The 12,499-nt window shown below is 61.6% G+C and carries 10 protein-coding genes; 5 read left to right on the top strand and 5 right to left on the bottom strand.

What is annotated here, in order from left to right; genetic code table 11:
* Window positions 1-205: 205 nt before the first annotated feature.
* The 3 genes from ACLGL5_RS20235 to ACLGL5_RS20225 all read left to right on the top strand — a co-directional run bounded on the left by ACLGL5_RS20235 (window position 206) and on the right by ACLGL5_RS20225 (window position 5,167).
* Entirely contained in the window at window positions 206-2,158 is a 1,953-nt protein-coding gene (locus ACLGL5_RS20235; RefSeq protein WP_019857470.1) for a TadE/TadG family type IV pilus assembly protein, read from the top strand.
* A 190-nt stretch (window positions 2,159-2,348) separates the two neighbouring features.
* Window positions 2,349-4,334 (top strand): TadE/TadG family type IV pilus assembly protein, encoded by a 1,986-nt coding sequence (locus ACLGL5_RS20230; protein WP_171903279.1) that lies wholly within the window; start codon window positions 2,349-2,351, stop codon window positions 4,332-4,334.
* Between the two features lie 200 nt (window positions 4,335-4,534).
* Window positions 4,535-5,167, top strand: coding sequence for a LysE family translocator (locus tag ACLGL5_RS20225; RefSeq protein ID WP_069091886.1), 633 nt, complete (start codon window positions 4,535-4,537; stop codon window positions 5,165-5,167).
* A gap of 68 nt (window positions 5,168-5,235) precedes the next feature.
* Here the strand turns inward: ACLGL5_RS20225 and ACLGL5_RS20220 are convergent, their stop codons facing one another.
* Both ACLGL5_RS20220 and ACLGL5_RS20215 read right to left on the bottom strand, forming a co-directional pair.
* On the bottom strand, window positions 5,236-6,060 hold the full coding sequence (locus ACLGL5_RS20220) for a DUF2189 domain-containing protein (RefSeq protein WP_027046709.1): 825 nt from the start codon (window positions 6,058-6,060) through the stop codon (window positions 5,236-5,238).
* Between the two features lie 410 nt (window positions 6,061-6,470).
* Window positions 6,471-6,671 carry a hypothetical protein gene (locus tag ACLGL5_RS20215; protein ID WP_019857465.1) on the bottom strand — a complete coding sequence of 67 codons (201 nt, stop codon included), beginning with the start codon at window positions 6,669-6,671 and terminating at the stop codon, window positions 6,471-6,473.
* Between the two features lie 310 nt (window positions 6,672-6,981).
* On the opposite strand from ACLGL5_RS20215, the gene ACLGL5_RS20210 reads away from it, so the two are divergent.
* Together ACLGL5_RS20210 and ACLGL5_RS20205 are read left to right on the top strand one after the other, a co-directional pair.
* Window positions 6,982-8,205 carry a TadE/TadG family type IV pilus assembly protein gene (locus ACLGL5_RS20210; RefSeq protein WP_069091885.1) on the top strand — a complete coding sequence of 408 codons (1,224 nt, stop codon included), beginning with the start codon at window positions 6,982-6,984 and terminating at the stop codon, window positions 8,203-8,205.
* A 78-nt stretch (window positions 8,206-8,283) separates the two neighbouring features.
* Window positions 8,284-8,799, top strand: a complete 516-nt coding sequence (locus ACLGL5_RS20205) for a CAP domain-containing protein (protein WP_069091884.1) — start codon at window positions 8,284-8,286, stop codon at window positions 8,797-8,799.
* A 96-nt stretch (window positions 8,800-8,895) separates the two neighbouring features.
* Here the strand turns inward: ACLGL5_RS20205 and ACLGL5_RS20200 are convergent, their stop codons facing one another.
* The 3 genes from ACLGL5_RS20200 to ACLGL5_RS20190 all read right to left on the bottom strand — a co-directional run bounded on the left by ACLGL5_RS20200 (window position 8,896) and on the right by ACLGL5_RS20190 (window position 12,381).
* Window positions 8,896-10,431, bottom strand: a complete 1,536-nt coding sequence (locus tag ACLGL5_RS20200; RefSeq protein ID WP_019857461.1) for a DHA2 family efflux MFS transporter permease subunit — start codon at window positions 10,429-10,431, stop codon at window positions 8,896-8,898.
* A gap of 301 nt (window positions 10,432-10,732) precedes the next feature.
* A complete protein-coding gene (locus tag ACLGL5_RS20195; RefSeq protein WP_069091883.1) occupies window positions 10,733-11,911 on the bottom strand; it encodes an HlyD family secretion protein in 1,179 nt (392 codons plus the stop codon).
* Window positions 11,908-12,381: a MarR family winged helix-turn-helix transcriptional regulator gene (locus ACLGL5_RS20190; protein ID WP_019857459.1), complete on the bottom strand. Its 474-nt coding sequence runs from the start codon at window positions 12,379-12,381 to the stop codon at window positions 11,908-11,910. The genes ACLGL5_RS20195 and ACLGL5_RS20190 overlap by 4 nt, the downstream gene beginning before the upstream one ends.
* Window positions 12,382-12,499: the final 118 nt, after the last annotated feature.

The following is a 12,499-nucleotide window of genomic DNA, read 5'->3' as shown; positions in this document are numbered from 1 at the left end:
AGCTTTCACCCGGAGATCGACGCGAAGGGCGAACTGTGCGCCCGATCGGGCTATCCGTTGGCACCCAAAGCCACCACTGGACAGCATATGGTTAACGCGCGTTGAAAGGGCGGCTCGACCTTGGACATATTACGGCAACGTGAAATTTAACGATTTATGACACGATCCCCACCGATTATCGATTTGGCGGGGGTATTTTGGAACAATGATCCGGAGATTCGGAAGCGATCGGCGTGGCAATTACGCGCTCATGACTGTCGTCGCCATGGTACCGCTCATGGGTGGCCTGGCAATCGGCGTCGACTATACGGAAATGACGCGGCAGCGACAAAACGCCTTGAACGCCCTGGACGCGGCCGGCGTCGCCACTGCCCAGCAGATCGTTGCCGGCGCCAGCGACACCGATGCCAAGGCCTACGCCAAGAATTTCTTCGAAGCCAATCTCGCGCATATCGATCCAGCCAACACCACGCTCGCCGTGACGCTGCCCAATAACAACGCAGGCGGCGGCACCTTGAAGCTCTGCAGCACCTTGACCTACAAGCCCTACTTCCTGCCGACTGCAAAAGTGCTGGTGGGTGGCAGCGCCGCCAACAGCGACATCAGCTTCGGCGCATGCTCCGAAGTCCGACTGAAGAATACGCTGGAAGTGTCGCTGGTGCTCGACAATTCCGGCTCGATGACGGAACTCGGCAAAGGATCAAACAAGGTACGCTTCGACCTTCTCAAGGATGCCGCCAAGCAGCTGGTCGACCAGTTGGCTGGCCAGGCGCAGATGATGAAGCAGGTCACCAACCCAGTCCAGTTCAGCCTCGTTCCCTTCGCCGCATCGGTCAATGTCGGCCCGGGCAACGCTTCGGCATCCTGGATGGACACCACCGGGATTTCGCCGATCCATCACGAGAATTTCGACTGGGCGAGCATGAGTTCGACCTATTCGTCCACCAAGTATGCCCAGAACATCGCCGGCGTCTGGTACGCCAAAGGAAGCGGTTGGGACGCAACCCAGAAGGACCTGCCCCTGACCCGCTTCTCCATCTACAACCAGATGAAGCGCACCGCCACTGCCACCTATGTCGCGCAGTTCAAATGCACCGCCACCTACTCCAATGGCTCATGCAAGACTTGGCAAAGCGGCTACAACTATACCTATGGAAGCGTCGCTTCCTGGGGCGGCTGCGTCGAATCTCGACCGTATCCTTACAATGTCAACGACACCGAGGGGGCGACCGGGACGCCGGCGACGCTGTTCGTGCCCATGTTCGCGCCCGATGAAACCGATCTCACCGACAGCAACAACCCACCTCGCCCCGCCAACAACAATTGGCTTGCCGACGGGTCGACGGGCACGAGCGCGGTACGTCAGCGCTACATGCCGAAATATTTTACCGACCCGGGCACCACGGTTACTCCAGCCTACGGCATGGATGCCGGCCCCAACACGAGTTGCAGCACGACCGCGATCACGCCTCTGACCGACGTTTCCACGACAACCGGAGCGAACACAGTCAAGGCGGCCATCGACGCCATGGCCGCCGACGGCGCCACCAATGTTCCGGAAGGCATGGCCTGGGGCTGGCGGACCCTTTCCAGCACTGCCCCGTTCACCGAAGGCAGACCCGAGACAGAAAGAGGCAACGACAAGGTTCTGATCGTCCTGACCGATGGTGCGAACACCTATTACACACCAACGTCGGTGACGGCTCAGAGCTACTCTGGAACCAACTGGAACTATGGCGGCAACGATCTGGCGGGCAGCAAGGCCATCTATTCGGCGCTCGGCTACATCGTACCCTTCAGCAACGCCTACACCTATGGTCGGATGTTTCTTGGCACCAGCAACAGCGTCAGCAAGACCGACTATTCCAACGCCAACTACACCAAGGCGATGAACGAGTACTTCACCACGCTGTGCAGCAACGCCAAGGCCGCCAACATCATGGTCATGACCATTGCGCTCGACCTCGATGCCACCAAGACGGCGGAAAAAACACAGATGGATGCGCTGAAAGCCTGTTCGTCGGATTCCCGCTTCAGCAAGGATCCGACCGATCCGAGCAAGCCGATGAAACTGTTCTGGAATTCGACCGGAGCGACACTCTCCGACGATTTCAAGGCGATCGGCAATGAACTGTCCAACCTGCGCATCGTCAGCTGATCGCCAAACTGCGAACGCCCTGCCCCGACAGGGCGTTTGCCTTAGACCGGATCGGGGCCGCAGGCTTGCATTGGTTAGCGGTTGGTGAAGCGTCGACCAAGCAATAGAGCGGTTTCCCAAACCCGGCCTTCAGCGTTTTGTGGAAGGCTGGCGTCAATCGAGAATCCGCCGGCGGGGGCCGCTGCAAGTCATGCATGAACTTTGGCGTCAGTTCGGCCGCGACCGGCGCGGCAACTATGCTCTTATGACTGTCGTGGCGATGGTACCGCTGATGGGCGGCCTGGCGATCGCGGTCGACTTCACGGAAATGAACCGCGAAAAGCAGATGGTGACGAATGCGCTCGACGCCGCCAACTTCGCCACGGCGCGCCGGCTGACGGAAGGCGCGACCGACGACCAGTTGAAAGCCTATGCGCTCGACTTCTTCAACGCCAACCTGAACGATGTCGATCCGGCCAGCGCGACGCTCAACGTCACCTTGCCCAGCAACACCAGCGGCGGCGGCCTGCTCACGATGACGGCGCAGCTTGCCTACAAGCCTTATTTCTATCCTGCCTTCGCCCAGCTCGTCGGCAAATCGGCAACCGATGCGAATCAAAGGATCAACTTCAACGTCACTTCCCAGGTGCGGCTGAAGAACACGCTGGAAGTTGCTCTGGTGCTCGACAATTCCGGATCGATGACCACGCTCGGCACGGGCTCAGGCCAGAAGCGCATCGATCTTCTCAAGACCGCGTCCAAGCAGCTGGTCGACACGCTGGCCCAGCAGGCGGTCATGATCAAGCAGGTCGACAAGCCGGTGCAGTTTGGCCTCGTGCCCTTTGCCGCTTCGGTCAATGTCGGCCCCGCCAATGGCAACGCTTCGTGGATGGACACGGAGGGCCTGTCGCCGGCGTCGAACGAGAATTTCGACTGGTCGACACTGAACGCGGCCAACAAATACGCCCAGCAGACCAACGGCATCTGGTACAAACGCGGCACTGGCTGGGGCAGCGAGGAAGGGCAGATGCTGACCCGATTTTCACTCTACCGGGACATGAAGGTCGTCACCAACCACGAGCGTGTCGTCAACAGCAAGCGGGTGGTTTGCGACGAATACAATTCGAACAACACCTGCAAACGCAGCCACGACGAATATGACTACATCGATTCCTACGGTCCGTTCGCCAGCTGGCAAGGCTGCGTGGAGGCCCGGCCCTATCCCTACAATGTCAACGACGCATCGCCGTCCGGCGGCTCGGCCAACACAGGCATAGGCGTCGGCGATCCGGCAACGATGTTCGTGCCGATGTTCGCTCCGGACGAACCCGGCAATCACTGGAAGCTCACGCAGGATCCCGACGAGGCCGCCCCGGTGACCTACGGCGCGGTGAATAGCTGGTGGAATGACGATCCTACGAGCAGCACCGGTCAAGCGCGGCAGCGAAACATGGCCAAATATTTCCAGCCACGGCCGATCGATGCGCCGGCGCTGCCCGCCGGCAACGGCCCGAACTACAGTTGCACCACCAATCCGATCACACCACTGAGCGATGTGAGCGTCGCCGATGGGGCCACCGCGATCAAGGCGGCGATCGACCTAATGCAGCCGAATGGCGGCACCAATGTTCCCGAGGGCATGGCGTGGGGCTGGCGGGTGGTCTCAAGCGGCGAACCGTTCACGCAAGGGCGCCGGGAAACGGAAAAAGGCAATGACAAGGTGGTGATCGTGCTGACCGACGGCGCTAACACCTACTACACGCCGTCCTCGCTTGGCTATTCGGACCCCGCCAACTCGAAATCGACTTACGCGTCCTACGGCTATCTCAACCCCGGCTACAACGGCACCTCGATCGGCCGCATGTTCATGGGCACATCGGGCGCCATCGGTCAGTTCGACTATTCGAACGGCAACTACACCAATGCGCTCAACGAACAGATGGCAACGCTTTGCAACAACGCCAAGGCGGCCAACATCATGGTGATGACGGTGGCGCTCGACCTATCGACAAGCCAGGCCAGCGACAAGCTGGCGATCAATGCGCTGAAATCCTGCTCATCGGACTCGCGCTTCCGCAAGGACCCGACGGATCCGAGCAAACCGGCGAAGCTGTTCTGGAATGCGACCGGCGCCAGCCTGTCGAACGACTTCAAGGAAATCGGCAACGAACTGTCGAACCTGCGGGTGGTCGGCTAAGGCACGCCGCGTCGAAACGGCGCTTTGGGTCCTTCTTATGCATGTCGTTGTCCCGAAACCGGAGGCGCTTTGGAGCGACATGCCGTAACCGCTCCTCTGGCGCAACGCCTGGTGCCGGCAAGCCCTTGCGGGCGCCTGCCGTGACAGGCAGATATTGGCGGCTCGCGGGATCGCATCGCGGGCGTGCTTGGGGACGAACAATGCCCGATACCGCCAACCATATCGCCTTCGCGCTGGTCTGCCTCGGCATGGTGCTGACGCTAGGCCCGAACATGATCTACCTGATCTCGCGCTCGCTGTCGCAAGGGCCGAAGGCGGGACTGATCTCGCTTGGTGGGGTCGCGGTCGGCTTCCTGTTCTATGTGCTGTCGGCGGCGTTCGGCATCACGGCGCTGCTGCTCGCCGTGCCCTATGCCTACGACGCGCTGCGCTTTGCCGGCGTGCTCTATCTGCTGTGGCTTGCCTGGCAAGCGGTGAAGCCGGGCGGACGTTCGCCGTTCCAGGTGCGAGACCTGCCGAAGGACGGGCCGCGCAAGCTGTTCGCCATGGGGCTGATGACCAATCTGCTCAACCCCAAGGTGGCCGTTCTCTATCTGTCGCTGCTGCCGCAATTCATCAGCATCGGCAAAGGCCATGTGCTGTCGCAGCTGTTGGTTCTGGGTGCGACGCAGATCTCGATCAGCCTGACCGTCAATGCCATCATCGCGGTGACGGCCGGTTCGATCGCCACCTTCCTTGCCGGACGGCCATTGTGGCTGGTTATCCAGCGCTGGATGATGGGGGGCGTGCTGACGGCGCTGGCGCTGAAGATGGCGACCGACGCGCAGCGCTGAGTCCCTCCAGCCGGGCATGATCTTTCCCAAAACCGGTTCCGACTTTTGGAGATCATGCTCTAGTCTAGCTACATCGGCCGGCGGATCGGCCGGATCTGTGCCGGCTCGATCACCTTGCGGTAGAGGTGCCAGGTGGCATGGCCCAGGATCGGCATGACCACGGCCAGCCCGGCAAACAGCGGGATCGAGCCGATCACCAGAAGCACGGCAACCAGCAGGCCCCACAGTGCCATCTGCAACGGGTTTGCCATCACCGCCCGGGCCGAGGTTTCGATTGCCGAGACGGCACCGACATCACGGTCGAGCAGCAACGGAAAGGCGATCACCGTTGTGGCCAGCACCACCACGGCAAAGACAAAACCGGCCGCATTGCCAAGCAGGATCAGGGTCCAGCCCTTGCCCGTCGTCAGCACGTCGCGGACAAAGGCGCCGATCGAGGCCGGCGGCTGGTCTCCGAACAGGCTGGTGTAGATCGATTGCGCGGTGAACAGCCACAACAGGAACAGTGCAAACAGCATGATGCCGATGACCGCGATCGACGGCAATGCCGGGGAACGGCGCACGTCCAGTGCATGGCGCCAATTCGTGTTCATGCCGAGCTCGCGCCGGCGGCTGATTTCGTAGAGCCCGATCGCGGCAAAAGGCCCGACAAGGGCAAAGCCCGACATCAAGGGATAGACGAGCTGAATGGCGTTGGAACCCGAGCTCCACTGGGTAAGGATCAGGCCGACGATCGGGTAGATCAAACACAGGAACACGTAGTGGGACGGTTTTGCCCAGAAATCCTCGGCGCCGAGCCTGAGCGCATCCCAGAGATCCGCCGTGGTGATGCGGCGCACCGCGGGCTGCACATGCATCCCGTAGGCGTCCGCCATGACATGAAAGCCGGCCATAACCATCCTCCCGTGTGTCGGGGGCGGTCACCGCCGTGATGGCCGCCCGCAGCTGCCACTAGTAGATGTGGCAGCATAGCCGATTTGCCAGGGGTTGTCGCCGAATCGATGGCCTTGGTCAGGTCCTCACGGGATTGTCATCGCCTGCCGGCATAAGCCGGCCGCGCGGAATCTACTGCCGCGCGTTGAAGACCGCCTCGATATGGGCCGTCCGGATCGACGAGGAAGGGGGCATAATAATTTGGACCTATGGCGATCAATTGCCGCTGCGCACCCTGAAGACATTGACCTCTACGAAGTTAGTATCTGCGGATAGCCAGCGTACAAGACGACATCAGCCTCACTGTCAGGCGCCGAACGCAACGGCGGCAGCCGACGCAGCCCAGCGTTCGCGCGGGATCCGCTGAAGTCTATTCGGTCTTCGGCGGTACTTCCTTTTTCACGACTGTCTGAGCGTCCGTAGCCTTGGACATGTCAGCCTTCTCGACGCTCGCTGTCGTCGTCTGTGTGTCGACTGACGCCGATACCTTCGAGTGATGATAGGCGCAGTCTGCCGAAGCGGCGGACACGGAGAGGCCCAGTGCGGCAGCGATAGCGAGGAACGTTTTCATCGTCTTTCTCCTCTTTCATTGCTGACGCAGCGTAACCCGCTTGGCCCTGTCCGCAAAATCACATTTGGCCATTCGTCCATTCCGCGGCCGTTGTTCTGTCGGCCATATTGTCAGCCAATGCTTTGGCGTTTCTACGGGTCACGGCGTTCCCGTGGGTGACGTCGGCTGTAGTCGGGCCCCAGGCCCGGGGCGTCACTATCACGAGCCGCCTCGCCTCATTTTTAGAACCTATGCATTTTAGCGATTGCTTACATTTCTCTTAGATATCCCGGGCGTATCACCTGGGCATTGCAAACCTTGGCGGCGGACGATGTTCACATTGAGAGGCTTCTGGTCTTCGAAGCGCGGCAACTTTGCCATGGCGACCGCCATAGCGATGCTGCCGATAATGGTTGTGGTGGCCGGCGCGATCGATCTGACGGGCACGAGTGACGACGCCGCGCAATTGCAGAACTCGCTGGACGCGGCTGGACTTGCCGTCGGCACGAAGTACCTGCCCAGTATGGCCGCGAGTGATGTAGAGGCACTTGGGTTGACATTCTTTTCTGCCAATTTGAGCCTCGCCGACCAGCAGGAATATGCAGACAGCGTCTCGGCTTTTTCGGCAACCGCCAGCGGCGACCCGAGCGCCTATTACATCTCGCTTTCGTCCAGCATCAACCGTCCGAGCTTCATCAATGGCGCGGCCCCATGGCCAGCTCACCGCTCGGCCACGGTCAAGATGAATCCCGGTGCGCAGGCCTGCGTTCTGGCGCTCGATCCACATGCGTCGGCCGCAATAAGCCTGCAGGGCTCGACCGATGTCTCCATGAGCAGTTGCGTCATCGCGGCAAACTCGGATGCGTCCGATGCTGTCAGCAGGGGCGGTTCCGCGCAGATTTCGGCGGGCTGCGTCTCAACTGTCGGCGGCACTTACGGGCTTTCGCCGCCAAGCGCCAATCTCACCTGCGGAGCCCCACTCGAACATCAATATGCATCTTTCGATCCTCTGGGGGACGTCGTTCCTCCCCCTTACACATTGTGCCTGCCGATCCCGAACGGCAGAACCTATACGCTGTCGCCTGGAACCTATTGCGATAAGACGTTGTCGGGAAACATCACGCTCAATCCGGGCGTCTACATCTTCCGTGGCGTCACCCTAAAACCCGGCGGCAACGGCAGCCTGACCGGTCAGGGCGTGACCTTATTCCTCGTGGAGGGCTCACAGATCACTATAAATGCCAATGAACAGGTGAATCTATCACCACCCACCAGCGGTCCCTACGCCGGCATCACCATTTTCGAGAACCGCGGCAACACCTCGGCCCTGACGCTGAATGGCGGTGCAAATTCCGCGATCAGCGGGTTCGTCTATGCGCCGGACGCGGCGATATCCTTTGCCGGCAACTCAGATATGAGCGGTCAGGGCGACTGTCTGAGGCTTGTTGGCTCGACCGTGCAGATGACCGGAAACTCATCCATCAAAACCGACTGCACGGCCGTGTTTGGAAATCGCGAGATGTATGCCAGCCGCCTCATCACGCTTGTGAAATGAGCGGCTAACCCGCATTTCCATCTCAGATTTTACCGCCCTGCCCGGCAAAAGCCATGATCGCCACTATGTCAGTTGGGCATGACAATCGCGAAAACTGCAAACTCGCCAATCCCGCCTCCGAACAGGCGCACGTTGCTCAAGGTCGCCGGCCTTGCAGCCATTGCCGCGCTTTCCGCCTGCAGCACCGTCTCTGTACCGACGGGCGAAGGCGCAGGCGTCTCTTCCTCCGCCACGGCTACTCTGTCGGGCTTGCGCGCCTCAGCCGGGCTCGGCCCGCTGGCGCCGGACGCCCAGCTCGAACAGGCGGCGCTGCAACAGGCCGGCTATATGGCAGCGCGCGAGCGCATGAGCCACACCACGGGCTGGGGCAAGGATTTCGCATCGCGCATGAAGGACAATGGCGTGCGGGGCGCCGCGGCCGAGAACATCGCCGAAGGCCGCTTCGACCAGCAAAAACTGTTCGACATCTGGATGCATTCGCAGGGCCACCGGCGCAACATACTCGATCAGGATTTCAGCCGCTTCGGCCTCGCCTATGTCCGCGACGGGCGTGATCCCAACCTGCGCTATTGGTCGCTGGTACTCGGCAGGTAGCGTCTTGCTGGGGCCGTTTCGGCTATTCGCCAGCACCAACCGGCACGCCAATCCCAATCCATATTGACGGCAGGCGGACCGCCCGCCGCCGCCGGCTCAGTCCATATGCGCCGCAGGTGCGCCGCCGCCGGCCGGACCAGCCTTTGGCTTGCGCAGCAGGAAGACGAACGGAATGGCGGCCAGCGTCATCACCATCAGTATTTTGAAGTCGTTGACGTAGGAGATCATCATCGCCTGGAGATTGACCATGCGATCGACCTCCGACAGCGCCATCGGATCGCCGCCCGCGGCCGCCGGCGAGACGGCCCAGAGATTGGGATTGAACGGGTTGATGAAGGCCGAAAGCTCGGCGTGATTGATTTGCGTGTTGCGCACCAAGAGCACCGTCACGACCGAGACGCCTATCGATGAGCCGAGATTGCGCACCAGGCTGAAGAGCGCGGTTGCGTCGGTGCGGTAGCGTGCGTCAAGCGTGGCGAAGGCGACCGTCGACAGCGGCACGAACACCATTCCCATGCCCAGGCCCTGGATCACGCCGGAGCTGATGATCAGCCAGTTATCCATCTGCGGGGTGAAGCTCGCCATGGTGTAGAGCGACTGCGCGGTCAGCAGAAAACCGATGACGACGAGAATCCTGGCGTCGATCTTTCCCATGATCCGCCCGACGACGAGCATCGAGATCATCGTGCCGATACCACGCGGACCGATGACGATGCCGATGGTGATGGTCGGATAGCCGAAGATGGTCGAAAGCATCGGTGGCAGCAGCGACATCGAGGCCAGGATGAGCACACCCATGACGAAGATGAACGCCAGCCCGGTCACGAAATTCTGGTCGAGAAAAATCTTCGGATCAATGAAAGGATGGTCCGCGGTCATCGTGTGAATGATGAACACCCAGAAGCCGGTGATGGCCAAGCCGAGTTCGATCCATATCTCGACCGAGGAAAACCAGTCGACCTCGCCGCCGCGATCCAGCATCAGCTGCAGCGCGCCGACGCCGAGCGATATCATGGCAAAGCCGAAGAAGTCGAAGCTGCGCACCCGCCGGGCAACGGCCGGCAGATAGGCCGCCATGCCGAGGAAGGCGACGATGCCGACCGGCAGATTTATGAAGAACACCCAGCGCCAGTTGAAATTCTCGGTCAGCCAGCCGCCCAGCGTCGGCCCCAGGATCGGTCCCAGCATGATGCCGGCGCCCCAGATGGCCATGGCCTGGCCGTGGCGCTCCTTGGGATTGATGTCGAGCAGGAATGTCTGCGACAGCGGCACGATGGCGGCGCCGAACACGCCTTGCAGCAGCCGGAACAGCACAATAGTTTCAAGGCTCCATGCCAGGCCGCACAGCATGGAGAAGATGGTGAAGCCGACCACCGCCGTCAGGAACAATTCCTTGCGGCCGAAGCGGTCGGCGAGCCAGCCGGTGACCGGCGTCATGATGGCGGCGGCGACGATATAGGAGGTCAGCACCCAGTTGATGTTGTCCGGGGAAGCGCCGAGGTCGCCCGTCATGGTCGGCAGGGCGACATTGGCGATGGTGGTGTCGAGCGCCTGCATGATCGTCGCCAGCATGAGCGCAACCGTGATCAGGCCGCGATGCGGCACTTCTCGAAATGGTTCTGGCGTGCTCATGATGCGGAACTTCCAGCCGGTAACAAAAACGATGTACACAGGGGTTTCCGGGCGGCAAAGCCTTCCGTTGAGAGACCTTCATCGCGGTGGGACGCGGTTATCGATGTGGGGGTTACATCGACCGAAAGTCTCTGATGAGCGGATGCCTGCCGCCCGGAAACATGAGGACCGAAGGGTCCGTGTCGAAGATTTCAGATTTCAGCCAGGCCGCGACGCGGCTTGAACCAAACGCTGATCCTTCTCACTCCTCCCCCCAGACCAATCCTTGGCTGTCCGCCGCCACCTGCCAGGCGCCGCGGACTTACTGCACGACCTCGCCAGCCGTGGCGTGGCCGAATATGGCGGGAAAGCCGCGGGCAACGCCGGTATCGACGGTGACCGAGGCGCTCATGCCGGTCCGCAGCGCCATCTTGGCGTCGGGATCGGTCAGTTCCAGTCGCACCGGGATGCGTTGCGTGACCTTGACCCAGTTGCCGGTGGCGTTCTGGGCGGGCAGCAGCGAGAATTCTGCGCCCGTTCCCGCACCGATCGCCTTGACCGTCGCCTCGAAGGTCTTGCCCGGATAGGTATCGACGACGATCTCAGCCTTCTGGCCCGGCTTCATGTTGGTGAGCTGGGTTTCCTTGAAATTGGCATCGATCCAGGTGTCGTCGGTCTCGACCAGCGAAAACAGCGGCGTGCCGGAGCCGACGAACTGGCCGACCTTGAAGGACGAGGCCTGGGAGATGACGCCATCCGCGGGCGCCTTCACCGTGGTCCGCGCCAGGTCGTAGGCGGCCTTGTCGCGCGCGGCGAGCGCGGCCATTACGGTCGGATGCTTGTCGGTTTCGATATCGGGATTGCCGCCGAGCGCGGCCTTGGCGCTGATGATGCCCTGCTGGGCGACGGCGACCTGCTGCTTTGCCTTGTCGAGATCGTTGCGGGCCTCGTCCAGAGACGATTTGGCGTTGATGCCCTTCTGCGCGAGATCGGCGGCGCGGTCATACTGCGACTGGGCATAGTCGACCTCGCTGCTGGCGGACTTCTCCTGCGCCATCGACTGGCTGTAGGCGGCGCGCAGCTGCTCGACATTGAGGCGCGCGGCGGCAACCGCGGCGTCGGCCTGGGCAAGCGCGATCCGGTAAGGCTCGGGATCGATGGTGAACAGAAGGTCGCCCTGCTTGACCATCTGATGGTCTGTTATGGCAACCTGGACGATGCGGCCGGCCGTGTCGGAGGCGATCGACACCTTGGCCTGCTGCAGATTGGCGTTCTCCGTCTCCTGATAGCGGCCGCCGGTCACCCAGACATAGCCGCCACCGATAACCAGCGCCGCCGGCAAGACAAGCATCAGGAAGAAGCGGCCCATGCGGCGCCTCTTCTTCGGCGCCGGGACCGGCTGCACGGGAGGAGCGATCGCGACAGGAGCGGCGGCCGGCTGGGCCGGCGCTTCCATCTCCACCTTGGCGGCGTTTTCGTCGACTTTGGCTACCGCGTTCATGCTGCTGCGCCTTTCGTAGGCTCGACTTTTTCCGAGGTATCGCCGTCGGCGAGATTCTGCGCCATCGCATCGAGCGCCCTGATCAGGACGCGACGGTCCTCCGGCGAAACGCCGACGAGCGATTCCTCATAGACTTCGCCGGCCAGGCTCTTGACCTCCGCATAAGCGGCGCTCGCCTTGGCCGTCGGGAAGATCATGCGCACGCGGCGGTCGGCAGCGTCGGCGCGGCGCTCGATCCAGCCGCCCTCCTCCATCCGGTCGACGAGGCGCGAGACACTGATCGGCTCGATTTCGAGCAATTCCGCGAGCCGGGCCTGGGTGACGCCCTCCTCCTTTGCGACACGCACCATCAGGCGCCATTGCGCCGACGACAGGCCGAGCCCGCTGGCGCGCGTCTCGAAACGCTTGCGCATCAGGCGCTGCACGTCGTGGATCAAAAATCCCAATCTGTCGATGCCATCAGAAACCATGAGCGATATATATAATAAGCGTGCTTACTATTCAAGCACCGTGTCGTTCAGAAGCCGGCAAATGTGCATGCCCACCCCGACAGTCGACGATTGGTCGACGCCTCAGCAACCGATGCGC

Source organism: Mesorhizobium sp. U510, from assembly GCF_059180695.1.
The sequence above is the reverse complement of the archived record's forward strand: the minus strand, read 5'-3'. Positions and strand labels throughout refer to the sequence as shown.